The organism is Marinovum sp. (assembly GCF_034669705.1).
Taxonomy (GTDB): domain Bacteria; phylum Pseudomonadota; class Alphaproteobacteria; order Rhodobacterales; family Rhodobacteraceae; genus Marinovum.
On sequence record NZ_JAXMOR010000039.1, the window covers coordinates 21,270 to 43,610 of the forward strand.

The following is a 22,341-nucleotide window of genomic DNA, read 5'->3' on the forward strand; positions in this document are numbered from 1 at the left end:
CTTCTTCAGTATACAACCCGAGTTGCAAGCAGCCCGGGACCCTCTCGGGCTTTCGCGTGTGAGGGAATGAATGCGTCTGATTTTTGCTGCTATCGCGGCCGTGGTTCTGGGCTTTCCGGGCCAGGAGGCCAAGGCCGAATTGCGTCCGAACGAGGTCGGAAGCCTGATCCAACTCGAGCGGAAGGGCCTGAAGTCGGTGCCGAAGGGCACCCTGAAATGGGCGCTTGGCGCCAGCCAGCCGGCACCCACCGGCACCGGCAGCTTTGATGAGGCATGGCTGCGCAGCCTGCCCAACGGCAAGGGTGGCGAACAATTCACCTGTCTCGCCGAGGCCCTTTACTTCGAGGCGCGCGGCGAAAGCATCAAGGGCCAGGTTGCCGTCGCCGAGGTCATTCTCAACCGCGTCGAGAGCAATAAGTTCCCCGATACGGTCTGCGGTGTGATCAACCAGGGTACCGGCCGCAAATACGCCTGCCAGTTCAGCTATACCTGCGACGGCCATGCCGAGAAGGTCAGCGAACCCGGCGCCTATGCCCGGGTGGCCAAGATCGCCAAGGCGATGCTGAGCGGGCTGCCCGTCAAGCTCACCGACGGGGCGACCTATTACCACACCACCGCGGTGCGCCCGAACTGGTCGCGGGTCTTTGCCCACACCACGACCATCGGCGTGCACAAGTTCTATCGCGAAGATACGCGGCTGTCGCAGAACTGAGGGCAGGGCTTCGGTCCGCCCCGGCGATATGCCGGTTTTGGGTCTGCCGGCGCGGCAGGATTGCTGCTAGACACGGGCGGCAGACCCAAAGCCGGACCTTTCAGATGAGCCAGGACATCCATCTCGCATTCGCCCATCCCTCGGAACGCGCCGCCGCCACCGACGGGGGGGCGCCGCGCGACCGCATCTCGCTGCGCGATCATATCGTCGAGGTCGAGATCGGCGCCTTCCAGTCCGAGCGCGGCCAGACCCAGCGGGTCTGTTTCAACGTCGTGGTCGAGGTTGCGCGCGCCGGCGACCGGATCGACGACGATGTCGACCGCATCCTCAGCTATGACCGTGTCACCGAGGCAATCGCCCACGAGCTTGGCGAGGAACGTCTCAACCTTTTGGAAACCCTGGCTGAACGGGTGGCCGAGCGCATCCTGCTTGCGCCGCAGGCGATGCGGGTCTTCGTGCGAATCGAAAAGCTCGACCGCGGCCCCGGCGCGCTTGGCGTCGAGATCGTGCGCAGCCGTGACGACCTTGATCCCGCCCAGGCCGCGCCGCGCGCCGAGGACCGGCCGCATCCCCGGGTGGTCTATCTGTCCAACGCCGCCATCGCCGCGCCGCATCTCTCTGACTGGCTCGACTGGCTGACGGGGCAGGCGGCGCCAGTGGTGCTTTGCGTGGGGCTGCCGGACGGGCCGCGGCCGCAGGCCGATCACCCGCTGGCGCAGCGCCGGATCGACCTTCTGGCGATCGAGCAGAACGGCTGGGTGCTGGCGGCGCGCGATCCGCGCTGCGTGGTGGTGGGCACCCGCACCGAGCTCGACTGGGGAATGAAACACGACCAGGTCAGCCTCTGGGCGCCCTCCAAGATCGTGCTCGACGCGGTCGAAGGACCCAAGAGCCAGCCGCGCGACAGCGTGGCGCTTGCGGCTTGGCTGGCGCAGGACCTGGCGGCGCGCGACCTGCTGGTGATCGGCGAAGAGCTGCCGGACGCCCCCGGGCTTGCGGCCCGCGCGGTGCCGGTCACGCAAGGCACGCTTGCAAGCGACGAATGATTGCCGCATGGACACCCTATGACGCAGTCTCCTGAGACCTATTTCCGACCGCTGGTGCAGCGTGGCCCGGCCCGGCCCGAGGGCGCCGTGCCGCTGGCCGGTGGAGCTGGCTGGTTCACTCAGGCCGAGCGGCTGAGCCGCAGTGGCAGCGGAGGCATCTGCCCGGCCTCGGAGATCCCCGCCGATCTTCTGCACCGTCTGAGCGCCCCGCGCGCCGAGATCGCCGGGCTGGCGATGGACCGGGTGCGGCTGATGGGCATCCTCAACGTCACCCCCGACAGCTTTTCCGACGGCGGCCAGCACGACGGGTTTGACCGCGCCCTGGCGCATGGCCGTGCGATGGCAGAGGCCGGGGCCGACATCCTCGACATTGGCGGCGAAAGCACCCGGCCGGGGGCCACCGACGTGCCAGACGGCACCGAGATCGCGCGGACGGCCCCGGTGATCGCGGCGCTCTCGAAGGCGGTGACCCTGCCGATCTCGATCGATACCCGCAAACGCGCGGTGGCCGAGGCGGCGGCTGAAGCCGGGGCGCATCTGGTCAACGATGTCTCTGGCCTCACCTTCGACCCAGGCCTTGCGGCTTTCTGCGCCGAGGCCGCGCTGCCGGTCTGCATCATGCACAGCCAGGGCACGCCGCAGGACATGCAGGACGATCCGCGCTATGATGACGTGCTGCTCGAGGTCTATGATTTTCTCGCTGGCCAGATCGCCCAGGCCGAGGCCGCCGGTATCGCGCGCTCGCGGATCGTCGCCGATCCGGGCATCGGCTTTGGCAAGACCACGGCGCATAATCTGGCGCTGCTGCGCGGTCTGAGCCTGTTTCACGGTCTCGGCGTACCGCTGCTGCTCGGCGCCTCGCGCAAGGGTCTGATCCGCGATGTCGGCCGGGCGCCGCCGGCGGCCGACCGGATGCCGGGCTCGGTGGCGGTGGCGCTGGCCGGGGTGGCGCAGGGGGTGCAGATCCTCAGGATACACGACGTTGTTGAAACCAGGCAGGCGCTGCGGCTCTGGCTGGCCATTGAAGAAGGAAATTACTGATGTCACGCAAGCTTTTCGGCACCGACGGGGTGCGCGGACGGGCAAATACCGCGCCGATGACCGCCGAAATGGCGCTTCGGATCGGCGAGGCCGCCGGGCGCTATTTCCGCCGCGAGAACGGTGGCGTGCACCGGGTGGTGATCGGCAAGGACACGCGCCGCTCGGGCTATATGTTCGAAACCGCGCTGACCGCCGGGCTGACCTCGACCGGCATGAGCGTGCTGCTGCTGGGCCCGGTGCCGACGCCGGCGGTGGGGCTGCTGACGCCTTCGATGCGCGCCGATGTGGGCATCATGATCTCGGCGTCGCACAACCCGGCCGAGGACAATGGCATCAAGTTCTTCGGACCCGACGGCTTCAAGCTCTCGGACGAGGTCGAGGCCGAGATCGAGCGGCTGGTCGAGACCGGCGTCGAGCCGGCGCAGGCGCAGAATATCGGCAAGGCCAAGCGGATCGACGATGGCCGCTTCCGCTATCAGGAGCGGGTCAAGAGCACCTTTCCCACCAACATGCGGCTTGACGGCATGAAGGTGGTGATCGACTGCGCCAACGGCGCGGCCTATCGTGCCGCGCCGGAGGTGCTGTGGGAGCTGGGCGCCGACGTGATCGCCATCGGCGACGAACCCGACGGGTTCAACATCAACCGCGACTGCGGTTCGACCAAGCCGCAGTCCGCCGCCGCGCGGGTGGTGGCCGAGGGCGCCGATGTGGGCATCTGCCTCGATGGTGATGCCGACCGGGTGATCATCATCGACGAAAAGGGCGAGGTCGCCGACGGCGATCAGATCATGGCGCTGATGGCGGCGCAGTGGGCGGCGGAAGAGCGGCTGCGCGGCGGCACGCTGGTGGCCACGGTGATGTCGAACCTCGGGCTGGAGCGGTTCCTTCAGGGCAAGGGCCTGCGGCTGGAACGCACCGGTGTCGGTGATCGCTACGTGGTCGAGGCGATGCGCGCCGGCGGCTGGAACCTCGGCGGCGAGCAGTCGGGCCATATCGTGATGACCGATTACGCCACCACCGGCGACGGGCTGATGGCCGGCCTGCAGTTCCTCGCGGCCATGACCCGGACCGGCCGCCGTGCCAGCGAGTTGGCGCGCAATTTCGAACCGGTGCCGCAGATGCTCAAGAACGTGCGCTTCGGCGCCGGCCAGCTGCCGCTGGAGACCGATGGCGTCAAGGCCGCAATCGCCTCGGCCGAGACCGAGCTGAACGGCAAGGGCCGTCTGCTGATCCGCAAATCCGGCACCGAGCCGCTGATCCGCGTGATGGCCGAATGCGAGGACAAGGTGATGCTCGAGGCCGTGGTCGACCGGGTCGTCGAAGCCGTGCAGGACGTGGTCTGACACGCAACAGGAGCGGCTCGCGTGCCGCTCCTGCTTCATCTTGCCCGCTAAACTCCGGGGGGCAAGGGGGCAGAGCCCCCAAGATCCCGTCCTCGGCCCAATCCGACAGTCGCCGGCCTCAGACCACCTTCGCCAGCACCCCGTCCAGCCGCGCCACGGTGGCATCGACGTCATGCAGCTTGTCGAGCCCGAAGAGCCCCAGCCGGAAGGTCGAGAAACCTGCGCCCTCGTCGCATTGCAGCGGCACCCCGGCCGCGATCTGGGTGCCCTCCGCCGCAAAGGCGCGGCCAGATTGCACCTCGGGGTTGTCGGTATAGCTCACCACCACCCCCGGCGCCTCGAAGCCCTCGGCCGCGACCGAGGCGATGCCCCGGGCGGCCAAGAGCGCGCGCACCTTGGTGCCGAGGTCCCATTGCGCCGCTTTCAGCTGGTCGAAACCGTGGTCGCGGCTCTCGAGCATGGTGTCGCGGAACATCCGCAGCCCGTCGGTGGGCAGGGTGGCGTGATAGGCATGGCCGCCGGCCTCGTAGGCCTGCATGATCTGGTGCCATTTCTTCAGGTCGGCGGCAAAGCTGTTCGAGCTGGTCTCTTCCATCCGCGCCAGCGCGCGGTCGGACAGCATCACCAGTCCGGCGCAGGGGGTGGACGACCAGCCTTTCTGCGGTGCCGAGATCAGCACGTCGACGTCGGTGGCGGCCATATCGACCCAGATGCAGCCCGAGGCGATGCAGTCGAGCACCATCAGCGCGCCAACCTCATGCGCCGCCGCGGTCAGCGCGGTCAGGTAGTCGTCGGGCAGGATGATGCCCGACGAGGTCTCGACATGCGGCGCGATCACCAGGTCGGGCTTTTCCTCGCGGATGCGGGCGGTGACCTCCTCGATCGGGGCGGGGGCAAAGGGGCTTTTCGGGTCATTGCCGGTGCGGCGTGCCTTCATCACCGTCTCGCTGCCGGTGAAACCGCCCATCTCGAAGATCTGGCTCCAGCGGAAGGAGAACCAGCCGTTGCGCACCACCAGGCATTTTGCGTCCTGGGCGAACTGCCGCGCCACCGCCTCCATGCCGAAGGTGCCGCCGCCCGGCACGATCACCACCGCCTGCGCGCCGTAGACCTGTTTCAGCGTCTCGTTGATGTCGCGCATCACCTGCTGGAAGGTGGCCGACATGTGGTTGAGCGAGCGGTCGGTGAAGACCACCGAGAATTCGTCGAGACCTTGGGGATCGATATCGTCGCGCAGGGCCATGCGGGGCCTCCCTTGTTGCTGTCCTTCAGGGCTAGCCCGCTCAGTCGCAAAAGGCAATCTCGGCTCAGTCGCGCCAGTCTTTCCAGCCCTTGCGGTAGCGCTTCACCAGCTTCTTCGGCTTGGCGCCCAGCACCTTGGGGGCCAGGGCGAAGGCGCGGTTCTGCAGCCGGTTCATCTCAATCGCCAGGGGCGAGACCAGCGCCTGCGCGGCGGCGGGCGGCAGGTCTCCGGCCGCGATCATCGCCTGCAGATCAGCCAGGTCCTGGTGATCGCCAAGCAGGTCCGAGAGCTGGTCGAGCTGCGCGATGCGGGTTTCCGAGGCCAGCGGTTTCAGCAGCCGGGCGTGATACCAGTGGTATTTCACCCGCTTGCGCCACTGGTGCAGGTCCTTGGGGTCGCGGGTCTCTAGCGCGGTGGCCCAGGTCTTGCGGGCGCGCTTGTAGGTCTTTTTCAGACCACCCTTGAGCGCGCCGAAGCCGGATTTCTCCACCTCCCAGCTTTTCGCGCGCCGGCGCACCGCCAGCAGATCGGCGCGAAAGGCGGCGCGGCGGGCCTCGAAATCGTCGAGATGGGTCTCGGTGCGGCGGGCCTCGAGCGTGGCGCGCAGGGTGGCGGCATTGGGGCCCGAGAGGCGCTCGGGATAGGCCTTTTCCAGCTGCGCCAGGATCTCCAGTGCGGCGCCGCTCTCGCGCAGGTCGGCGAGCCGTCGGGCGGCATCGCGCAGGGCGCGGTTCTCGGCCTTGTAGTCCTCGAACTGCGGCCGCACCAGGCGGATCAGCCCGCGCAGCTTCTTGCAGCGCTTGCGGGCGTCATGCACCGCCTCGGCCTTGTCCTCGCTGCCATCGAGCGCGTCGAGCGCACGGCCGAGCTGTTCGCGGGCGATGCGGCGGACCGCCTCGGTGACATCGGCGTCAGAGGATTTGAACTTGTATCCCATGGCGCGGAAACTAGGCCGGCGGCAGGGGGCGGCAAGCTCAGCCCAGCGGCCCGGGCAGGCGCTCTTCCGACAGCAGCACGTTGGCCTCGACCTGTCCGGCGCCGGGCAGGGTCATGATCCGCCGCCGCAGCACCCGCTCGAAATCGCTGAGGTCGCGGGCGACGATGCGCAGCCGGTAATCGTAGAGCCCGAGAATATGCTCGACGGTCTGCACCTCGGGGATGGCTGTAACCGCGCGTTCGAAATCCTCGAGGCTGATCCGGCCCTTGGTGGCCAGCTTGATGCCGAGAAAGACGGTGACGCCGAAGCCCAGCTTCTCGCGGTCGAGCACCAGCCGGGTGCCGGAGATCACGCCGCCGTCGCGCAGCCGCTTGATCCGCCGCCAGGTGGCGGGCTGCGACAACCCGAGCCGGCGGCCCAATTGTCCGGCCGAAAGGCTGGCGTCGCGGGTGAGCGCGCGCAGGATGGCGCGGTCGGTGTCGTCGATCTCCAGGCTCATACCGGCAGCGCCTCGTCATCCTTGATCCGGGCGACATGCATCAGCGCCTCGACGTCGGCGATATGGGGCAGGGTCAGCAGCCGTTCGCGGTAGATCTGCTGGTAATGCGGAATGTCGCGGGCAATCACCGCCAGACGCACGTCGACCTGGCCGAGGAAGGTCTGTATCTCGATCACCTCCGGCACCTCCCGGGCGGCGGCGAGGAAATCCTCGAAAGCGCGCGATTGCGTCTTGTCCAGCGTCAGCCGGAGCGAGACCTCGACCGCGTAGCCGAGGCTCGGCCAGTGGATCTCGGCCCGCTTGCCCTTGACGATGCCGGCCTCGCGCATCCTCTCGATCCGGCGCGACAGGGTGGCCGGCGTCAGGTCGGCGCGTTGCGCCAGGTCGGACAGCGCCGCATCGGGGTCGGCCTGCATCTGTCGCAGAATGCGTCTGTCGGTGTCGTCGAGCATGATTTCCATCGAATACGCGAGATTGACGAATAGTTAAATCGCGAAATGCAGGAAACATCGCAGTTATGAACGCGCATTCACGGGAGGGCTGGCGTAGGTTGCCGGTCAAACGCATACCACCAAGAAGGAAGACCGACATGCGCGTCTACTACGATCGCGATTGCGATGTGAACCTGATCAAGGACAAGAAAGTCGCCATCCTGGGCTATGGCAGCCAGGGCCACGCGCACGCGCTGAACCTGCGCGACTCGGGCGCCAAGAACATCGTCGTCGCACTGCGCGAAGGCTCGTCCTCGGCCAAGAAAGCCGAAGGTGAAGGCCTGCAGGTCATGGGCATCGCCGAGGCCGCGGCCTGGTGCGACGTGATCATGTTCACCATGCCCGACGAGCTTCAGGCCGAGACCTACAAGAAATATGTCCGCGACAACCTCAAGCCCGGCTCGGCGATTGCCTTTGCCCACGGTCTGAACGTGCACTTCGGTCTGATCGAGGCGCCCGAAGGCGTCGACGTGATCATGATGGCGCCGAAAGGTCCGGGCCACACCGTGCGCGGCGAATACACCAAGGGCGGCGGCGTGCCCTGCCTCGTGGCCGTCCATCAGGACGCGACCGGCAAGGCCCTGGAAATCGGTCTGAGCTACTGCTCGGCCATCGGCGGCGGCCGCTCGGGCATCATCGAGACCAACTTCCGCGAAGAATGCGAAACCGACCTCTTCGGCGAGCAGGCCGTGCTCTGCGGTGGTCTGGTCGAGCTGATCCGCATGGGCTTCGAGACCCTGGTCGAGGCCGGGTATGCACCGGAAATGGCCTATTTCGAGTGCCTGCACGAGGTGAAGCTGATCGTCGACCTGATCTACGAAGGCGGCATCGCCAACATGAACTACTCGATCTCGAACACTGCCGAGTACGGCGAGTATGTCTCCGGCCCGCGCATCCTGCCCTACGACGAGACCAAGGCCCGGATGAAAGCGGTTCTGCGCGACATCCAGACCGGTGCCTTCGTGCGCGACTTCATGCAGGAAAACCAGGCCGGTCAGCCGTTCTTCAAGGGCACCCGTCGCCTCAACGACGAGCACCAGATCGAACAGGTCGGCGAGAAGCTGCGCGGCATGATGCCGTGGATTTCCGCCGGCAAGATGGTCGACAAGGAAAAGAATTGATCTTCGCCTGACGGCGTTTGATCATGCTCCCCGCGCCCGGTCGTCGCAAGACGGTCGGGCGCTCCCTTTTTCCGGGCCAGCGCCCTAGCGGGTCTGGCCCAACCCCAACTGCATCAGCGCCCGGCGCAGCGGCGCGGCGCCGTGCAGCGCGGCGAGACCGGCGGCGCGCAGGTCGCGCAGCGCCGGCGCCTGCAGCATCGAGACGCGGTTGAGCGCGGTGATCCCGCCGATCCGGGCGCGGATGTCGGTGATCCGGGCGCGGTGGTAGCGCGCGAGCATGTCCGCGTCGCCCAGACGTTCGGGCGCGGCCCTCGCGAGATCGCGCAGCACCTTCAGATCGGTCAGCGACATGTTCAGCCCCTGCGCTCCGATGGGCGGCACAACATGTGCCGCCTCGGCCACCAGTGCCAGCCGCTCCGACGACAGCGCCCGCGCGTGCTGGGCAATGATCGGCCAGATCGCGCGACGCGAGGCCAGGGTCAGCGGTCCGAACTGATGCGCCGAACGCTCGGTCATCGCCGCCTCGAACTCCGGCACGTCGAGCGCGTGCAGCGCGGCCGCGCGGGCGCCGTGCTCCATCCAGACCACGGCCGAGGAGGGCCGGCCTTCGTGATCGGGCAGCGGCACCAGGGTAAAGGGGCCGCCGGTGCGGTGGATCTCGGTCGAGACATTGCCATGCGGGATCGGGTGGGTGACGGCAAAGGCCAGCGCCTTCTGGCCGAACCGGGTGCAGCTGACATCGATACCCGCCGCCTGTCGCAGCGCGCTGTCGCGGCCGTCGGCGGCAATCAACAGACGGCAGCGGAGGGTGCGGCCGTCAGACAGGGAGACGCGGGCCTCGTCGGTGCGGGTAAAGAGCCGTTCGACCGAAACCCCGGTGCGGAAGGTGACGCTGTCCATCTCCTGCAGCCGTGCGGCCATTTCGCGGCGCAGGAGCCAGTTGGGCAGGTTCCAGCCGAAGGGCAGGTCGGGCGAGAGGTCGCTGGCCTCGAAATCGCGGCTCAGGCGGGCGTCTGGCGCGGGCCCGCCGGCATCGATGATCCGCATCGTCTGCAGCGGCGTGGCATGGCGGGCGAGACGCTCCCAAAGACCGGCCTCGGCGAGAAAGGCCTGCGCCGGTTGCAGGAAGGCGGTGCTGCGCAGATCGGCGCCCGGGGCCTCGCGGCTGGCGACCGGCGGGGCCGGATCGACGCAGAGCACGTCGAACCCGGCGGCACCAAAGGCCGCGGCGGCGGTCAGCCCGGCGATGCCGCCGCCGGCGATGAGAATGTCGTGGTCCATGGGGCGACTCCTTTGGCCGTGGTTATAGCGCGCGGGCCGGCGGGGGCCATGGCGGCAAAGGAACGCGGGGCGGATTTGGTGGCGGGCGGTGGGGTGCACCCCCACCCTACGTGAGGGTGGAGAGGAAGCGGCCCAGGTCGTTGGTGTGGTGGTGGATGTGATCGGCGAGCAGCTGCTCGGGCGCCACATGCACGGTGCGCATCCCCATGGCATGCGGCGCGGCGAGGTTGCGGGGGTCGTCCTCGAACATCGCGGCGCGGGCCGGATCGGTGCCGTCGCGTGCAAAGATCGCCTCGAAGGCGGCGCGCTCGGGCTTGGGCAGGAAGCCCGCGTGCTCGACGCCGTAGATCGCGTCGAACAGGCCCGAGAGCCCGCGCGCCGCCAGCACTTCCTCGGCATAGGGCGAGGTGCCGTTGGTATAGACGATGCGGCGCCCGGGCAGGGCGCGGATGCGGGCGGCAAGATCGGGGTCTGGGGTGAGCACCGAGAAGTCGATCTGGTGCACGTCGTGCAGGTAGGGGCCGGGATCGACGTCATGCTCGCGCATCAGCCCAGCCAGCGTGGTGCCGTAGGTCTTCCAGTAATGCAGCCGCAGGCGGTTGGCCTCGGCCTCGGGAACACCGAGGGTCTGCATCACCCAGGCGGTCATCCGCGGTTCGATCTGGGAAAACAGCCGGCTTTCGGGCGGGTAGAGCGTGTTGTCGAGGTCGAAGACCCAATGGGCCACATGCGAGAAGAGGTCTTTTGCCATGCGCGGCACGCTACGCCCGGCGGCCTTTGTGCGCAATGGCCGTATTGCCGCGCATGACCGCTCTGGCTAAGGTCGCGCCGGGACAAAGGAGACACGCGTGAGCCAGAAGACGACGCCGCAGAAAGATGCCTACACGATGATCCTCGAGGCGATTGACGTGGGCACTTTTCGCCCCGGCGACCGGCTGGTGGAGAGCGATCTGGCGGACCGTCTGGGGATGAGCCGCACGCCGATCCGCGAGGCCTTGCAGCGTCTCGAGACGCAGTCGCTGCTGTCGCGCGATGGCCGGTCACTGATCGTCGCCTCGCTCGATCACAACCAGATGGCCGAGCTTTATGTGGTGCGCACCGAGCTCGAGGGGCTGGCGGCGCGGCTGGCGGCGCGCCATGCCACCGCAGAGGAGGTGCGGGTGCTGCGCGACATGGTCAAGGAAGACCATGCGCTGGTCGACAAGCCGGCGGCGCTGTCGCGCGCCAACCGACGCTTTCACAAGCAGATCCACCTGGCCTCGCACAACCGGTTTCTGGTGCAACAGCTCGACCTGGTGCACCGGTCGATGGCGCTGATGGCGACCACCTCGCTGGCCGCCGAGGGGCGTGGCGAAAAGGCGCTGGAAGAGCATGACGCCATCGTCCGCGCCATCGAGGCGCGCGACGAGGCGGCGGCCTATGCGGCGCTGAAATCGCATATCTCGGTGGCCTTCGTCACCCGGCTGAAGCTCGACTCGCAGAACGACAGCTAGGAGGTCCGGTGGTCGATCAGCGGCTCGCTGTTGGAATGGCCGTGGTCGGTCTTGTCCCAGTAGAACGGTTTCAGCAGCAGCTCGGCCAGCCCCTTGTAGATCGCGATCGAGCCCATCGGGAAATAGAACAGCAGCGTCGGCACCCAGGGGATCAGACCGCGGTGCTGCGGGCTGGCCACCGCGGTGGCGCCGATCACCAGCCCGGTGCATTCCGCCAGCACGAAGAAGGACAGCACGAAAGCCTCGAGCCCGGGGCCCATCCAGTCGACCAGCGGATGCGGCAGGCCGAAGACCGCGATCCAGAACGACCACAGCACCGGCGCCATCAGGAACTGGCTGATTGCGCCGAGAAACAGCGCCTGGAAGCCCATGAAGCGTTTCCAGCCAAGGTCGCGCAGCAGGGCACCGGGGCGCCGCATATGCACCAGGTAGGTGGCCATATAGCCCTTGAGCCAGCGCGAACGCTGCCGGATCCACGGCCAGGCGCGGCAATTGGCCTCTTCCAGTGTCACGCTGTCGATCATCTCGATGCGAAAGCCGCGACGCGCCAGACGGATGCCGAGATCGGCGTCCTCGGTGACGTTATGGGCGTCCCAGCCGCCGACCGCCTCGAGCACCTTGCGGCGGCAGAACAGCGTGGTGCCGCCGAGCGGAATGGGAAAGCCCATGCGCGACATGCCGGGCAAGACGATCCGGAACCAGGTGGCGTATTCGATGGTGAAACAGCGCGACAGCCAGTTGGACTGCGGGTTGTAATAGTCGAGGATGCCCTGCAGGCAGGCGACTTCCGGCGGCGCTTCCTCGAAATGCGCGGCGACCAGACCGATCTGGTCGGGGGCGGGATTGTCCTCGGCGTCATAGATGCCGATGATGTCGCCGTCGCAGAACCGCAGCCCATAGTTCAGCGCCCGCGGCTTGGTGGTGAGCTCGCCCGGCGGCACCACCAGAATGCGCATCCAGGGCGGCAGCTTAGCGCGCAGCAGCGCCTTGCGGGTCAGGATGTCCTCGTCCTCGAGCAGCAGCACGACGTCGAGCCGGGATTTCGGATAGGTCAGCCGCGACAGCCGGGTGACCAGCCGCGCCGCGATCGAGGTTTCGCGGAACAGCGGCACCAGGATCGAGACCTTGGGCGGGGCCGCGCGTTCGCGGTCGGGCGGGGTGTCGGGCGTCGCGTGCGGGCGCAGGCGGGCAAGGAAGGCGGCCAGGCGCAGCAGCACCACGGCGGCAAGGGTAAGCACCGCCCAGCCGGCGGCGAGCGCGAAGAACACCACCGGCTGCGCCAGCACCGCCAGACCGGCCAGCAGCCCCGCCAGGGCCATCAGCCTGAGGCGGCGAGGCGAGGCGACGGCGCGCAGGCTGCGGCAGCTGTCCTCCTCTGGCAGCCCGGTTTCGGCAAGCTCTGACAGCTGCGGACCGTGGCATTGGGCGATGGCGGCGTGAATGTCGGCCTCGGTGGCAATGCCCATGACCACCGGGCCGATATCGTCGGGCAGCAGCGCGCGCAGGGCCTCGAACCGGTCCGGGTGACAGGTGGCCAGCACCAGCGTCTCGCCCAGCCGCATCCAAGGCATCACCCCGTGTTCGAGACAGGTGAGCGGACCCAGCGCCGGGGCGCAGGCAGGGTCCGGCGGCGCCTCGGCCAGCACCAGCGAGATCGCGGCATGCTGCGCCGCCTGGGCATGCAGGATGTCGTGGGCCGTGGCAAAGCCCTCGGCCAGCAGCACCTGATCGATCGGGGCCTTGCACTGGCTGTGAATCGCCAGAACCCGCAGGAAATCGGCGGCCGTGATCACCCCCATGTCTACCAGGATGCGCCCCAGCGGCAGCTGGTAATGGCGACTGAGGCGGGCGGTCTGAAGGCCGCGCAAGTGCAGTTGTGGGGGACTCATGAACCTGGCCTCGTAGCTGCTGGCCAATCATGACAAATTTTAGATTAATACCCGGTAAACAATACCTTAAAAAAGAATTAACCGCGCCGTGGCGCGGTTAACCAATGCTCTTCGAAGCCGGTGGGTCTCAGCGGCGCGCGGCCATCGCCTCGGCGAACTGTTCGAACAGATAGAAGCTGTCCTGCGGGCCGGGGCTGGCCTCGGGGTGGTGCTGCACCGAGTAGACCTTGCGGTCATCGGATTTGAGCGCGATGCCGCAGTTCGAGCCGTCGAACAGCGAGACATGGGTCTGCACCACACTCTCGGGCAGGGTGGCGGCATCGACGGCAAAGCCGTGGTTCATCGAGGTGATCTCGACCTTGCCGGAGACCATGTCCTTGACCGGGTGGTTGGCGCCATGGTGGCCGTGGTTCATCTTGATGGTGCGGCCGCCAAGCGCCAGCGCCAGCATCTGGTGGCCGAGGCAGATGCCGAACATCGGCAGGTCGGTGTCGTTCAGCAGCGTCTTGATCATCGGCACGGCATATTCGCCGGTGGCCGCCGGGTCGCCGGGGCCGTTGGACAGGAAGATGCCGTCGGGATTATGCGCCATGACCTCATCGGCCGTCGCCGTCGCGGGCAGCACGGTGACGTCGCAGCCGGCCGAGGCAAGGCAGCGCAGGATGTTGCGTTTGGCGCCGTAATCCACCGCGACGACCTTGTGCTTGGGCGCCTCCTGGCGGGCATAGCCCTGGGGCCAGGCCCAGCGCATCTCGTCCCAGCGGTAGCTCTGCGGGCAGGTCACTTCCTTGGCGAGGTCGAGGCCCATCAGCCCCTTGAAGGCGCGGGCCTGGGCGACCAGCGCCTCGATGTCGAAATTGCCTTCGGGGTCATGCGCCAGCGCCACATGGGGCGCGCCCTGCTGGCGGATCGCGCGGGTCAGGCGGCGGGTGTCGATGCCGCCGATGGCGATGCGGCCGCGGGCGGACAGCCAGTCCGAAAGCTCCTGCACCGCGCGCCAGTTCGACGGTTCGGTCGGCATCCACTTGACCACCATGCCCTCGGCCACCGGATCGCCGGTCTCGTCATCCTCGGGATTGACGCCGACGTTGCCGATATGCGGAAAGGTGAAGGTCACCACCTGTCCGGCATAGGAGGGATCGGTCATGATCTCCTGATAGCCGGTCATCGAGGTGTTGAAGCACAGTTCGGCGACGCGGATGCCGGTGGCGCCAAATCCTGTGCCATAGAAGACGGTGCCATCGGCAAGAGCGAGGCAGGCGGTGGGCGTCTGATCGGCGCGTGCGGTCATCTGGGCGACTCCGTGTGACGGAATGTGGGGCAAATTTGCGCGAACCTATGCCCGGGGGGCCATGGGGTCAAGGCCCTAGATGTTTGCGCTAATTATTTGGATTATCTCTTATTTACAGTAGCTTAAGTCTCGGCCCCGGGCATTGCGCCGGATCGAGGCTTGGCGTATGGTGCCAAGCTGGGATTAACCCATGGGGATGGGACGACATGAGTTTACGCGCAGAGATCACGTCAGCGCTCAAGCAGGCCATGAAGGACAAGGACGCCCGGCGGCTGTCCACCCTGCGCCTGATCAGTGCCGCGATCAAGGACCGCGAGATCGCGCTCCGGGGCAGCGGCGAGGAAGAGACCCTGGGCGAGGCCGATGTGCTGGCGATCCTGGGCAAGATGGTCAAGCAGCGCCAGGAAAGCGCGCGCACCTATGAAGAGGGCGGGCGGCTCGACCTGGCCGAGCGCGAGCTGGCAGAGATCGAGGTGATCGAGGAATTCCTGCCGCGCAAGCTGGACGACAAGGAAGTGGCCGCGGCGATCGATGCGGCAGTGGCGGAGGTCGGCGCCTCGTCGATCCGCGACATGGGCAAGGTGATGGGGGCGCTGAAGGCGCGCTACACCGGCCAGATGGATTTCGGCGCGGTGGGACCGCAGGTCAAGGCGCGGCTGTCGCAGGGCTGACGGCCCGCGTCTGCGCTGGCCTGTGACGGTCCGACAAGGGGCGCCTGCGGCGCGCTGCGCGCCCGGGCCCCCATCCTGGCCTTCCCCCGGACCCGGGGGAAGGGACAGTGCGGCGGGCCGACCCTGTCACGTGAGTGCTGCGTGGTGAGGTGAGGGTGTTCAGGCTCGGGGCTCACCAAAGCAATGCTCCTGAGCCGCCCCGCGCCCGTTCCGGACCTGACAGCCTGCGCGTCCGGCGCAAGCAAAATAGCCGTCTCCCCGCAAGCGGGGCCCCTCGGCGATTTGGCCTGCACCTCCCTGTGCGGGCTGTCCTGTCCTCCTCGGGCGAGGGGCGGCTCCGAAGCAATGCTTACTGCAGGTGGAACTCCTTGCGGATGGCGCTGTCGTCGCTGACGCGGAAACGCTGGACGAAGCGGGTCTTGAAGCTGACCCGGCCGCGGCGCGCGCCGAAGTTTTCGCCATGGTTGAGCAGGTAGAGCACCCGCGGCGCCGCCAGCGCGGTGAGCGGGCGACCGGCGAGGCGGGCGAGGTAGGGGAACATGCGGTGTTCGTGCTGGCTCATCTCGCGCAGGAAGTCGACTTCGGGCTGGCCGTTGGCGAGATCGAAGCGCAGCGCGGCGCAGGAGCCGCAGAGTTTCCAGAACGGTTTGCGCAGCGGCTGTGACAGGCTGCGCGGCGCTGCCAGCGCCAGGGTATCGGCGCGGTGGTCGAGGATGTAGCCGGTCTGGGCGAGGTAGCCGCCGGCAGCCCCGCGCGCCATCATTTCGGCCACCAGCTCGGGGTGGGCCAGGTCGTCGGCATCGAAGGTCATGGCGTAGCCGGCCTGCGGGCCGAGCTCTGCGAGGTGATCGCAGAGCTGCGCCAGCTTGCGCCACTTGTCGTTGCCAGCAACCTCCGTGGTGAAGGGCAGGAAGGTGATGCGCGGATCCTCCGGCAGACCGTCGGGCCGGTCCTGGCCGCAGATCACCGCCTGCCAGTTGCCGTCGCTCTGGCGTTGCAGTCCGGACAGCGTGGCCATGAGGCGGGCGCAGGTTGCGGGCCAGTTGCCGACGTGGTGGCGACCGACCAGCGGGATCAGGAAGACCACCTTTTGCGGTGGGGCGTTGGCGGTCAGCGGGCGCAGGGCCAGGGCGGCGCGTTCGGAGGCCTGCAGGCCTGCGTCGCGCTGCAGCAGCGCCTCCGGGCCGAGGCGCGCGGCGGTGACGAGACGGCGAAACCGCGCGGGTTTCGGGGTGGCTGGGGTCTGGGTCATGCGCGCTCAGCCGCGCGCCGGCGGCAGTTGGCGGCTGAGGTCTTCGTAGAGCGCGCGACGTTCGTCCTCTGAGAGGAAGGCGCCGATCTCGACCTCGCGGCCGCCGCCGGAGAGGGTGACGTAATAGGGCACCGGCCCGCCCTCGGAATGCAGATGCGGCCGCGCCCAGTAGGATTTGCAGGCCCAGTTCTGGTCCGGACCGCGCGGATTGTGGCGGATCAGCGAGACCTCGTCGGGTGTGACCCGCAGCACCTCGAGCAGCTGGCAGTCGCGGTGGTTGCGGTCGAGCGCATACCACAGCCCGCCAAGCGCCAGCAGCAGAAAGGGCAGCAGCCCCCAGAGCAGCACCGTGCCGAGCAGCGGGTAGAGCGGGATCGTCGCCAGGGTGAAGGTCGCCAGCAGAAAGCCGGCATAGCCCCGGGGTGGCAGCGATTCATGCGGCCAGAGGCGCAACTCGGCCTCGTTCGGGGAAGGGCGTGGCAACCAGCGATAGGGCATGGGAAACATATAGGAGTCGACCGGCCGGACGTCGACTGAAATATGCGTCGGGCGCCGCCGGGGCTGCGGAGAACGGACGGGGCCGGGCGCTCAGGGAGCGAGCCAGGGGATGGTCCGCGCACCGCGGCCCCGGCTGACGACAGTTGGGGCTCCCGCCAGCAGGAACGCCTCGCGACGCCCATGGGGCAGACTGCCACGAAACCGCGCATCCCCCTGTGACCGAAGTCACCATGGCTGCGGATGGGGCCTTCGCGAGCCCGGAAATCCGTGCCTCAGCCGGCCTCGGCCGGGCAGAGCAGGCACGGGCCGCGGGTCGGCGTCTCGATCGGGGTCTCGGCCTCGGCGGGGAAGGTCAGCAGCGGCAGGCTGCCGGCACCGAAGGCCTCGGCCGGGGCGGCGGAGAGCCCGGCCAGAAGGCCGGTGGCAATCAGGGTGGCAAGACGGGTCATGGCAATGTCCTTGGATCAATCAACTGCCGCGAGGGTACGCTTTGAGGCCACCTCGCGACATGCGGCAGGTCACAGTCCGGGTGCCTTCCACCGCCCGCGCAAGAAAAAAGGCCCGCGCGCTGCACGGGCCTTTCTCTGTCATGTTGGGTGCGCTTAATGCGCCGGGTGCTTGTCCCAGTCTTCCTGCTTGGGCAGGATTTCGAAGGTGTGCTCCGGCGGCGGGGTCGGCAGGGTCCATTCCAGCGTATCCGCGTATTCGTTCCAGTAGTTGTTGCGCGACTCCTTGGCGCCTTTCAGCAGGGCCTCGGCGACGATGTAGAAAAACAACAGGAACGAGGCGAAGGACACGAAGGCACCGATCGACGACCACCAGTTCCAGGTGGCGAACGCCTCCGGGTAGTCGATGTAGCGGCGCGGCATGCCCTGACGGCCCAGGAAGTGCTGCGGGAAGAAGGTCAGGTTGGCGCCGATGAAGAACATCCAGAAGTGGACCTGTGCCAGCCGCTCGTTGTACTGGCGGCCGGTCATCTTGGCGAACCAGAAGTACATGCCGGCAAAGATGCAGAACACCGCGCCGAGCGACATCACGTAGTGGAAGTGCGCCACCACGTAGTAGGTGTCGTGATAGGCCCGGTCGACCGCCGCCTGGCTGAGCACGATGCCGGTCACGCCGCCCACGGTGAACAGGAACAGGAAGCCCATGGCAAACAGCATCGGCGCCTTGAACTCGATCGAGCCGCCCCACATCGTCGCGATCCAGGAGAAGATCTTCACCCCCGTCGGCACCGCGATCACCATGGTGGCCAGCATGAAGTAGGACTGCTGGGTCAGCGACATGCCGACGGTGTACATGTGGTGTGCCCAGACGACGAAGCCCAGCGCGCCGATCGCGATGATCGCCCAGACCATCGGCAGGTAGCCGAACACCGGCTTGCGCGAGAAGGTGGCGATCACGTGGCTGACGATGCCGAAGCCCGGCAGGATCACGATGTAGACTTCCGGGTGGCCGAAGAACCACAGGATGTGCTGGTAGAGGATCGGGTCGCCGCCACCGGAGGGATCAAAGAAGGTCGTCCCGAAGTTGCGGTCGGTCAGCAGCATGGTGATCGCGCCGGCCAGCACCGGCAGTGCCAGCAGGATCAGCCAGGCGGTGACGAAGATCGCCCAGGAAAACAGCGGCACCTTGAAGAGCGTCATGCCGGGCGCGCGCATGTTGAGGAAGGTGGTGATCATGTTGATCGCGCCGAGGATCGAGCTGGCGCCCGAGACGTGCACCGCGAAGATCGCCAGATCCATCGACAGGCCGCCTTCGTTGGTCGACAGCGGCGGGTAGAGCACCCAGCCGACGCCGGAGCCCAACTGGTCGTTGCCGCCCGGAGCCAGAACCGAACAGACCGCCAGAGTGGTGCCGGCGACATAGAGCCAGAACGACAGGTTGTTCATCCGCGGGAACGCCATGTCGGGCGCGCCGATCTGCAGCGGCATGAAGTAGTTGCCGAAGCCGCCAAAAAGGGCGGGGATCACGACGAAGAACATCATCAGGATGCCGTGGCCGGTGATCAGCACGTTCCAGAGGTGGCCGTTGGGGGTACATTCCCCGGGCGCCGCGGCAATCAGGCGGGCGCCTTCCATGCACATGAACTGCACGCCGGGCTCCATGAGCTCCAGACGCATGTAAACGGTAAAGGCCACCGAGATGAAGCCCGCAAACGCAGAGACGATGAGATACAGGATCCCGATATCTTTGTGATTGGTGGACATGAACCAGCGGGTGAAGAACCCACGCTGATCCTCATGCTCGTGGCCGTGAATGGCGGCGTCAGCCATGTCTCGTGCCTCCTGCTAGACAAAACATGGGCGCATGCACCATAGCCGGCGCCCGGACTCTCGACCGGTTCTAGAATGCACGCCCGGGATCGGCAACGGGTCAGATTGACCTAGGTCAAGAAAAAGTGTCGCGGGGGCGCGGGCCTTAACCCTTGCCGCGTCAGGTGGCGACGACGATCAGCCCGGCGACGGGAATCACCAGCAAGGCCAGCCAGAACGGCAGCTTGCGATTGTAGAACGGCGTCGGCAGATAGCATTTGCCGCAGGTCGTGGCGCCAAAACGCAAACGATGGCCGCAGCTGGGACAACGGAAGAGACGACGGGGCACGGGAAGACCTCTGGTCAGGGGACAGGGAGCGTGGGGTACAGGGGCGTCGACTCGGAACAGCGTCACTGATCAAATGGCTAGGAGAGCGCCGGCACCCTGTCCAGTGACCTGCGTCACAGGGGCGGGCAACTGGCTGAGATTGCCGGGACAATCGGTGCACCGGGGAAACAATGCCGGGCCAGTCGGGCGATTGTGGCCGTTTCCTGAACGCTTGCTGCCGGCCTTGCGCGGCGGCGCTCCGTTCAGGTGATCTCGCCGAAGACCCTGTCGAACCGGTCGCGCAGGGCGACATCGAGGTCGTCCATCGTCACCGGCAGGCCGAGATCGACAAGGCTGGTGACGCCGTGTTCGGTGATGCCGCAGGGCACGATGCCGGAGAAATGCTCGAGATCAGGCTCGACGTTGATCGAGACGCCGTGGAAGCTCACCCATTTGCGCAGACGGATGCCGATGGCGGCGATCTTGTCTTCCTGCGGCTGACCACTGGCCGACAGCGGCTTGTCGCCGCGTGCGACCCAGACGCCGACCCGGCCGTCGCGGATCTCGCCCTTGACGTTGAAGGCATCGAGCGTGGCAATCACCCAGGTCTCGAGTTCATGCACGAAACGGCGCACGTCGCGGCCGCGCCGGCCGACATCGAGCATGACATAGGCCACCCGCTGGCCCGGCCCGTGATAGGTATACTGGCCGCCGCGCTTGCTGACATGGACAGGGAAGCGGTCGGGATCGGTGAGATCCTCGCTCCGGGCCGAGGTGCCGGCGGTATAGAGCGGCGGATGTTCGACCAGCCAGACGGCTTCCTCGGCGCGGCCCTCGGCAATGGCTGCCGCACGCGCTTCCATGAAGCGCACTGCGTCGTCGTAACCGGTCAGCCCGTCGGAGTTGATCCACTCTACCATGGCTGCGGAAATACACCGGCGGCGGGCGGGGGGGAAGCGGAAAGCTTGCGCCGGTTGGGGGCTCTGCCCCCGTCGCCCGAGGGCGACTCCCCCGAGGGTATTTTTGAACAGAAGAAGGGCGAATGAGGCCTGTGGCGGCGGCGCGAAAAAACTTTGGCGTCGGGTGGTTTTCGCCCTTGGCAAGGTCGGGGTGATTGGCTAAACCCCGCCCACCAGTTCAAAGTGCGGTCGTGGCGGAATTGGTAGACGCGCAGCGTTGAGGTCGCTGTGGGGTAACACCCGTGGAAGTTCGAGTCTTCTCGACCGCACCAATTTTCCCCGAAGGAAGATTGTGGCATGTGAAAAAGCCCCTGCTTTGGCAGGGGCTTTTCGCGTTTCAGGGGGCCGGCGCGAGGCCCCGGGGGGCGCCGCGTCTCAGGGCTCCGGCGCGGCGGTTTTCCACTTGCCCTTGAGCACGCGCAGGTGGAAGGGCGGGAACTTCACCAGTTCCTCGAGCAGCAGCAGCGAGAACACCCAGATCACCGGCAGTTCGAGCCAGAGCACCATGATCGCCGTGGCCGGGACCCGAAAGAGCCACTGCGACCAGATGAAGATATGCATCACGTAGACCGTGTCGCCGCCGGCGCGCAGGGTATTGCCGCAGATCGCGTTCGACCCCTTGGGGAAGGGCAGGACCAGCAGGATCGGCAGGAAGCTCAGCAGCGTGGCCCTGGTCTCGGACGAGAGGTCGGCATAGATCCAGGGGCTGGCGAGGCAGACCCCGGCATAGAAGGTCGCAACCAGCGCCGAGGCCAGCAGCGCCACCCGCCAGGAGGCGGCGAGGAAGGTCTCGAGCTGTTCTGGCGGGGTCTGACGGCCGAGCATCTGGCCGACCATGATGCCGGTGGCCTGCGCCCAGCACATGCCGATGGTGCCGGCGACCTGCACCCAGGGCATGATGATCGTCATCGCCGCGAACTGGTTGACCTGCAGGGTGGCATAGATCAGCCCGCAGACATGCAGCGCGATGGTGGCGCTGGCAAAGGTCGCGGCGATCGGCAGGGCAAAGACCAGGTGCCGGCGCAACGAAGCGGCAAAGGTGCCGTTGCGCCAGCCCGGCGCGCGCAGCAGGTCGCCTCGGGTGACAAGCAGCACCACGGCAAGAAAGCCCACCTGCACCAGCGAGGCCAGCGCGCTGCCCAGGGCGGCGCCGACCACGCCAAGCGCCGGGGCGCCGAAATGGCCGTGGATCAGGATGACGCTGGCGGCGATGTTGATCGGCACCGCGACGGCATAGGAGAGCGCCGGCAGGCGGGTCTCGCCGCAGCCGTTGAAAAAGCCGGTCAGGCATTGTCCCACCGCCTCGGCCAGAATCACCACCGCAAAGACCGAGAGGTAGCGCCGCGCCTGTTCGGCAATCCAGGCGTCATGCGCCAGCGCGTCGATCGCCGGGCCGGCGGCAAAGGCCAGCACGGTGAGACCCACGAGGATCACCGAGACGTTGATCGTCAGCCCGGCGAGCAGGGCGGATTTCAGGAACACCCGGTCGTTCGAGCCGAAGGCCTGGGCGATGCGGATCTGGGTGGCGTTGGAGAAGGCGACGATCAGCCCGAGCAGCAGCCCGGCGATCGAGGCCGAGAGCCCGAGCACCGCCACCGCCTGTTCGCCGAGCGACGAGACGAGCCAGGCGTCGATCACCACGATGCCGTGCAGCATGATGGCCTTGAGGGTCAGCGGCCAGGCGAGATTGAAGACCGCGCGGGTCGAGGGAACGTCCCTCGTGAGGGGAAAAGTGGTCATGGGTTAAAGGTCCGTGGGGTTGCGGCGGCCCGGACGGGTCGTCGTGCAGGGGCCTCCGGCGACAGGTGCCAGAGGCGGTCGTATGAGGGCAGGGGCGGCGGGAGGCCGCCCGGCTGGCCAGGGCCTACACGTCCTGTTCGAAGTAGGACGCGTTGTCTTTCGTGATTTGTTCGAGGGTGCTGTCGAGTTGCGAGAGGTGGTGCATTCCGGCCTCGACGGCGAGGGCGGGGTCGCCGGCGAGGATGGCGCGG

At 67.3% G+C, this 22,341-nt stretch carries 22 protein-coding genes and 1 tRNA gene; 8 read left to right on the plus strand and 15 right to left on the minus strand.

From position 1 onward, the window contains the following. Positions 1 to 70: 70 nt before the first annotated feature. The 4 genes from VOI27_RS20130 (at position 71) to glmM (ending at position 4,142) form a co-directional block, all read left to right on the plus strand. Positions 71 to 712 carry a cell wall hydrolase gene (locus tag VOI27_RS20130; protein WP_323767901.1) on the plus strand — a complete coding sequence of 214 codons (642 nt, stop codon included), beginning with the start codon at positions 71 to 73 and terminating at the stop codon, positions 710 to 712. Between the two features lie 104 nt (positions 713 to 816). Further along, on the plus strand, positions 817 to 1,758 hold the full coding sequence (locus tag VOI27_RS20135; protein WP_323767904.1) for a dihydroneopterin aldolase: 942 nt from the start codon (positions 817 to 819) through the stop codon (positions 1,756 to 1,758). An 18-nt stretch (positions 1,759 to 1,776) separates the two neighbouring features. Then, positions 1,777 to 2,799, plus strand: coding sequence for a dihydropteroate synthase (gene folP / locus VOI27_RS20140; RefSeq protein WP_323767906.1), 1,023 nt, complete (start codon positions 1,777 to 1,779; stop codon positions 2,797 to 2,799). Next, a complete protein-coding gene (gene glmM, locus VOI27_RS20145; RefSeq protein ID WP_323767908.1) occupies positions 2,799 to 4,142 on the plus strand; it encodes a phosphoglucosamine mutase in 1,344 nt (447 codons plus the stop codon). Before folP ends, glmM begins: the two co-directional genes overlap by 1 nt. 118 nt (positions 4,143 to 4,260) lie before the next feature. Here glmM and VOI27_RS20150 read toward each other — a convergent pair whose 3' ends face one another. The 4 genes from VOI27_RS20150 to VOI27_RS20165 all read right to left on the minus strand — a co-directional run bounded on the left by VOI27_RS20150 (position 4,261) and on the right by VOI27_RS20165 (position 7,273). Next, positions 4,261 to 5,385: an aminotransferase class V-fold PLP-dependent enzyme gene (locus VOI27_RS20150; RefSeq protein WP_323767910.1), complete on the minus strand. Its 1,125-nt coding sequence runs from the start codon at positions 5,383 to 5,385 to the stop codon at positions 4,261 to 4,263. 64 nt (positions 5,386 to 5,449) lie between these two features. Next, positions 5,450 to 6,322: a CHAD domain-containing protein gene (locus tag VOI27_RS20155; RefSeq protein ID WP_323767912.1), complete on the minus strand. Its 873-nt coding sequence runs from the start codon at positions 6,320 to 6,322 to the stop codon at positions 5,450 to 5,452. Positions 6,323 to 6,359: 37 nt separating this feature from the next. Continuing rightward, positions 6,360 to 6,821: an Lrp/AsnC family transcriptional regulator gene (locus tag VOI27_RS20160; RefSeq protein ID WP_323767914.1), complete on the minus strand. Its 462-nt coding sequence runs from the start codon at positions 6,819 to 6,821 to the stop codon at positions 6,360 to 6,362. After that, positions 6,818 to 7,273 (minus strand): Lrp/AsnC family transcriptional regulator, encoded by a 456-nt coding sequence (locus VOI27_RS20165; RefSeq protein ID WP_323767916.1) that lies wholly within the window; start codon positions 7,271 to 7,273, stop codon positions 6,818 to 6,820. Before VOI27_RS20165 ends, VOI27_RS20160 begins: the two co-directional genes overlap by 4 nt. Positions 7,274 to 7,410: 137 nt before the next feature. Between VOI27_RS20165 and ilvC the strand changes: the two genes are divergently transcribed. After that, the gene (ilvC, locus tag VOI27_RS20170) at positions 7,411 to 8,433 is read left to right on the plus strand and encodes a ketol-acid reductoisomerase (protein ID WP_323767918.1); all 1,023 of its coding nucleotides are present in this window, start codon (positions 7,411 to 7,413) and stop codon (positions 8,431 to 8,433) included. 84 nt (positions 8,434 to 8,517) lie between these two features. On the opposite strand, the gene VOI27_RS20175 is transcribed toward ilvC, so the two are convergent. Both VOI27_RS20175 and VOI27_RS20180 read right to left on the minus strand, forming a co-directional pair. Continuing rightward, positions 8,518 to 9,714 carry a UbiH/UbiF family hydroxylase gene (locus tag VOI27_RS20175; protein ID WP_323767920.1) on the minus strand — a complete coding sequence of 399 codons (1,197 nt, stop codon included), beginning with the start codon at positions 9,712 to 9,714 and terminating at the stop codon, positions 8,518 to 8,520. Positions 9,715 to 9,820: 106 nt separating this feature from the next. Next, complete coding sequence (locus VOI27_RS20180; protein WP_323767922.1) at positions 9,821 to 10,465, minus strand: pyrimidine 5'-nucleotidase; 645 nt, start codon at positions 10,463 to 10,465, stop codon at positions 9,821 to 9,823. A gap of 97 nt (positions 10,466 to 10,562) precedes the next feature. Between VOI27_RS20180 and VOI27_RS20185 the strand changes: the two genes are divergently transcribed. Then, positions 10,563 to 11,207, plus strand: coding sequence for a GntR family transcriptional regulator (locus VOI27_RS20185; protein WP_323767924.1), 645 nt, complete (start codon positions 10,563 to 10,565; stop codon positions 11,205 to 11,207). Here VOI27_RS20185 and VOI27_RS20190 read toward each other — a convergent pair. Beyond that, on the minus strand, positions 11,204 to 13,096 hold the full coding sequence (locus tag VOI27_RS20190) for a glycosyltransferase family 2 protein (protein ID WP_323767926.1): 1,893 nt from the start codon (positions 13,094 to 13,096) through the stop codon (positions 11,204 to 11,206). The two genes, VOI27_RS20185 and VOI27_RS20190, sit on opposite strands and share 4 nt — an antisense overlap. 127 nt (positions 13,097 to 13,223) lie before the next feature. Next, a complete protein-coding gene (gene carA, locus VOI27_RS20195) occupies positions 13,224 to 14,387 on the minus strand; it encodes a glutamine-hydrolyzing carbamoyl-phosphate synthase small subunit (protein WP_323767928.1) in 1,164 nt (387 codons plus the stop codon). A 206-nt stretch (positions 14,388 to 14,593) separates the two neighbouring features. On the opposite strand from carA, the gene VOI27_RS20200 reads away from it, so the two are divergent. Beyond that, positions 14,594 to 15,058: a GatB/YqeY domain-containing protein gene (locus VOI27_RS20200; RefSeq protein WP_323767930.1), complete on the plus strand. Its 465-nt coding sequence runs from the start codon at positions 14,594 to 14,596 to the stop codon at positions 15,056 to 15,058. A gap of 349 nt (positions 15,059 to 15,407) precedes the next feature. Here the strand turns inward: VOI27_RS20200 and VOI27_RS20205 are convergent, their stop codons facing one another. The 6 genes from VOI27_RS20205 to lipB all read right to left on the minus strand — a co-directional run bounded on the left by VOI27_RS20205 (position 15,408) and on the right by lipB (position 20,311). Beyond that, positions 15,408 to 16,310: a hypothetical protein gene (locus VOI27_RS20205; protein WP_323767932.1), complete on the minus strand. Its 903-nt coding sequence runs from the start codon at positions 16,308 to 16,310 to the stop codon at positions 15,408 to 15,410. A 6-nt stretch (positions 16,311 to 16,316) separates the two neighbouring features. Further along, positions 16,317 to 16,808, minus strand: coding sequence for a DUF2244 domain-containing protein (locus tag VOI27_RS20210; RefSeq protein WP_323767934.1), 492 nt, complete (start codon positions 16,806 to 16,808; stop codon positions 16,317 to 16,319). A 272-nt stretch (positions 16,809 to 17,080) separates the two neighbouring features. After that, a complete protein-coding gene (locus VOI27_RS20215) occupies positions 17,081 to 17,257 on the minus strand; it encodes a hypothetical protein (RefSeq protein ID WP_323767936.1) in 177 nt (58 codons plus the stop codon). A 153-nt stretch (positions 17,258 to 17,410) separates the two neighbouring features. Then, positions 17,411 to 19,084 carry a cytochrome c oxidase subunit I gene (ctaD, locus tag VOI27_RS20220; protein WP_323767938.1) on the minus strand — a complete coding sequence of 558 codons (1,674 nt, stop codon included), beginning with the start codon at positions 19,082 to 19,084 and terminating at the stop codon, positions 17,411 to 17,413. 160 nt (positions 19,085 to 19,244) lie between these two features. Beyond that, complete coding sequence (locus VOI27_RS20225; protein WP_323767940.1) at positions 19,245 to 19,412, minus strand: zinc ribbon domain-containing protein; 168 nt, start codon at positions 19,410 to 19,412, stop codon at positions 19,245 to 19,247. A 242-nt stretch (positions 19,413 to 19,654) separates the two neighbouring features. Beyond that, a complete protein-coding gene (gene lipB, locus VOI27_RS20230; RefSeq protein WP_323767942.1) occupies positions 19,655 to 20,311 on the minus strand; it encodes a lipoyl(octanoyl) transferase LipB in 657 nt (218 codons plus the stop codon). A gap of 224 nt (positions 20,312 to 20,535) precedes the next feature. Between lipB and VOI27_RS20235 the strand changes: the two genes are divergently transcribed. Then, a tRNA-Leu gene (locus VOI27_RS20235) sits at positions 20,536 to 20,622 on the plus strand. A gap of 103 nt (positions 20,623 to 20,725) precedes the next feature. Here VOI27_RS20235 and VOI27_RS20240 read toward each other — a convergent pair. After that, positions 20,726 to 22,090 (minus strand): MATE family efflux transporter, encoded by a 1,365-nt coding sequence (locus VOI27_RS20240; RefSeq protein WP_323767944.1) that lies wholly within the window; start codon positions 22,088 to 22,090, stop codon positions 20,726 to 20,728. Positions 22,091 to 22,341 lie beyond the last annotated feature (251 nt).

What these genes read in the sequence shown, in the direction of transcription:
- VOI27_RS20215 (WP_323767936.1), bottom strand. Translation starts at nt 17,257, where the DNA reads ATGACCCGTCTTGCCACCCTGATTGCCACCGGCCTTCTGGCCGGGCTC.
- carA (WP_323767928.1), bottom strand. Translation starts at nt 14,387, where the DNA reads ATGACCGCACGCGCCGATCAGACGCCCACCGCCTGCCTCGCTCTTGCC.
- VOI27_RS20135 (WP_323767904.1), top strand. Translation starts at nt 817, where the DNA reads ATGAGCCAGGACATCCATCTCGCATTCGCCCATCCCTCGGAACGCGCC.
- VOI27_RS20130 (WP_323767901.1), top strand. Translation starts at nt 71, where the DNA reads ATGCGTCTGATTTTTGCTGCTATCGCGGCCGTGGTTCTGGGCTTTCCG.
- VOI27_RS20240 (WP_323767944.1), bottom strand. Translation starts at nt 22,090, where the DNA reads ATGACCACTTTTCCCCTCACGAGGGACGTTCCCTCGACCCGCGCGGTC.
- VOI27_RS20155 (WP_323767912.1), bottom strand. Translation starts at nt 6,322, where the DNA reads ATGGGATACAAGTTCAAATCCTCTGACGCCGATGTCACCGAGGCGGTC.
- VOI27_RS20165 (WP_323767916.1), bottom strand. Translation starts at nt 7,273, where the DNA reads ATGCTCGACGACACCGACAGACGCATTCTGCGACAGATGCAGGCCGAC.
- VOI27_RS20205 (WP_323767932.1), bottom strand. Translation starts at nt 16,310, where the DNA reads ATGACCCAGACCCCAGCCACCCCGAAACCCGCGCGGTTTCGCCGTCTC.
- VOI27_RS20200 (WP_323767930.1), top strand. Translation starts at nt 14,594, where the DNA reads ATGAGTTTACGCGCAGAGATCACGTCAGCGCTCAAGCAGGCCATGAAG.
- glmM (WP_323767908.1), top strand. Translation starts at nt 2,799, where the DNA reads ATGTCACGCAAGCTTTTCGGCACCGACGGGGTGCGCGGACGGGCAAAT.
- VOI27_RS20190 (WP_323767926.1), bottom strand. Translation starts at nt 13,096, where the DNA reads ATGAGTCCCCCACAACTGCACTTGCGCGGCCTTCAGACCGCCCGCCTC.
- VOI27_RS20180 (WP_323767922.1), bottom strand. Translation starts at nt 10,465, where the DNA reads ATGGCAAAAGACCTCTTCTCGCATGTGGCCCATTGGGTCTTCGACCTC.
- VOI27_RS20210 (WP_323767934.1), bottom strand. Translation starts at nt 16,808, where the DNA reads ATGCCCTATCGCTGGTTGCCACGCCCTTCCCCGAACGAGGCCGAGTTG.
- ilvC (WP_323767918.1), top strand. Translation starts at nt 7,411, where the DNA reads ATGCGCGTCTACTACGATCGCGATTGCGATGTGAACCTGATCAAGGAC.
- VOI27_RS20150 (WP_323767910.1), bottom strand. Translation starts at nt 5,385, where the DNA reads ATGGCCCTGCGCGACGATATCGATCCCCAAGGTCTCGACGAATTCTCG.
- VOI27_RS20160 (WP_323767914.1), bottom strand. Translation starts at nt 6,821, where the DNA reads ATGAGCCTGGAGATCGACGACACCGACCGCGCCATCCTGCGCGCGCTC.
- ctaD (WP_323767938.1), bottom strand. Translation starts at nt 19,084, where the DNA reads ATGGCTGACGCCGCCATTCACGGCCACGAGCATGAGGATCAGCGTGGG.
- folP (WP_323767906.1), top strand. Translation starts at nt 1,777, where the DNA reads ATGACGCAGTCTCCTGAGACCTATTTCCGACCGCTGGTGCAGCGTGGC.
- lipB (WP_323767942.1), bottom strand. Translation starts at nt 20,311, where the DNA reads ATGGTAGAGTGGATCAACTCCGACGGGCTGACCGGTTACGACGACGCA.
- VOI27_RS20175 (WP_323767920.1), bottom strand. Translation starts at nt 9,714, where the DNA reads ATGGACCACGACATTCTCATCGCCGGCGGCGGCATCGCCGGGCTGACC.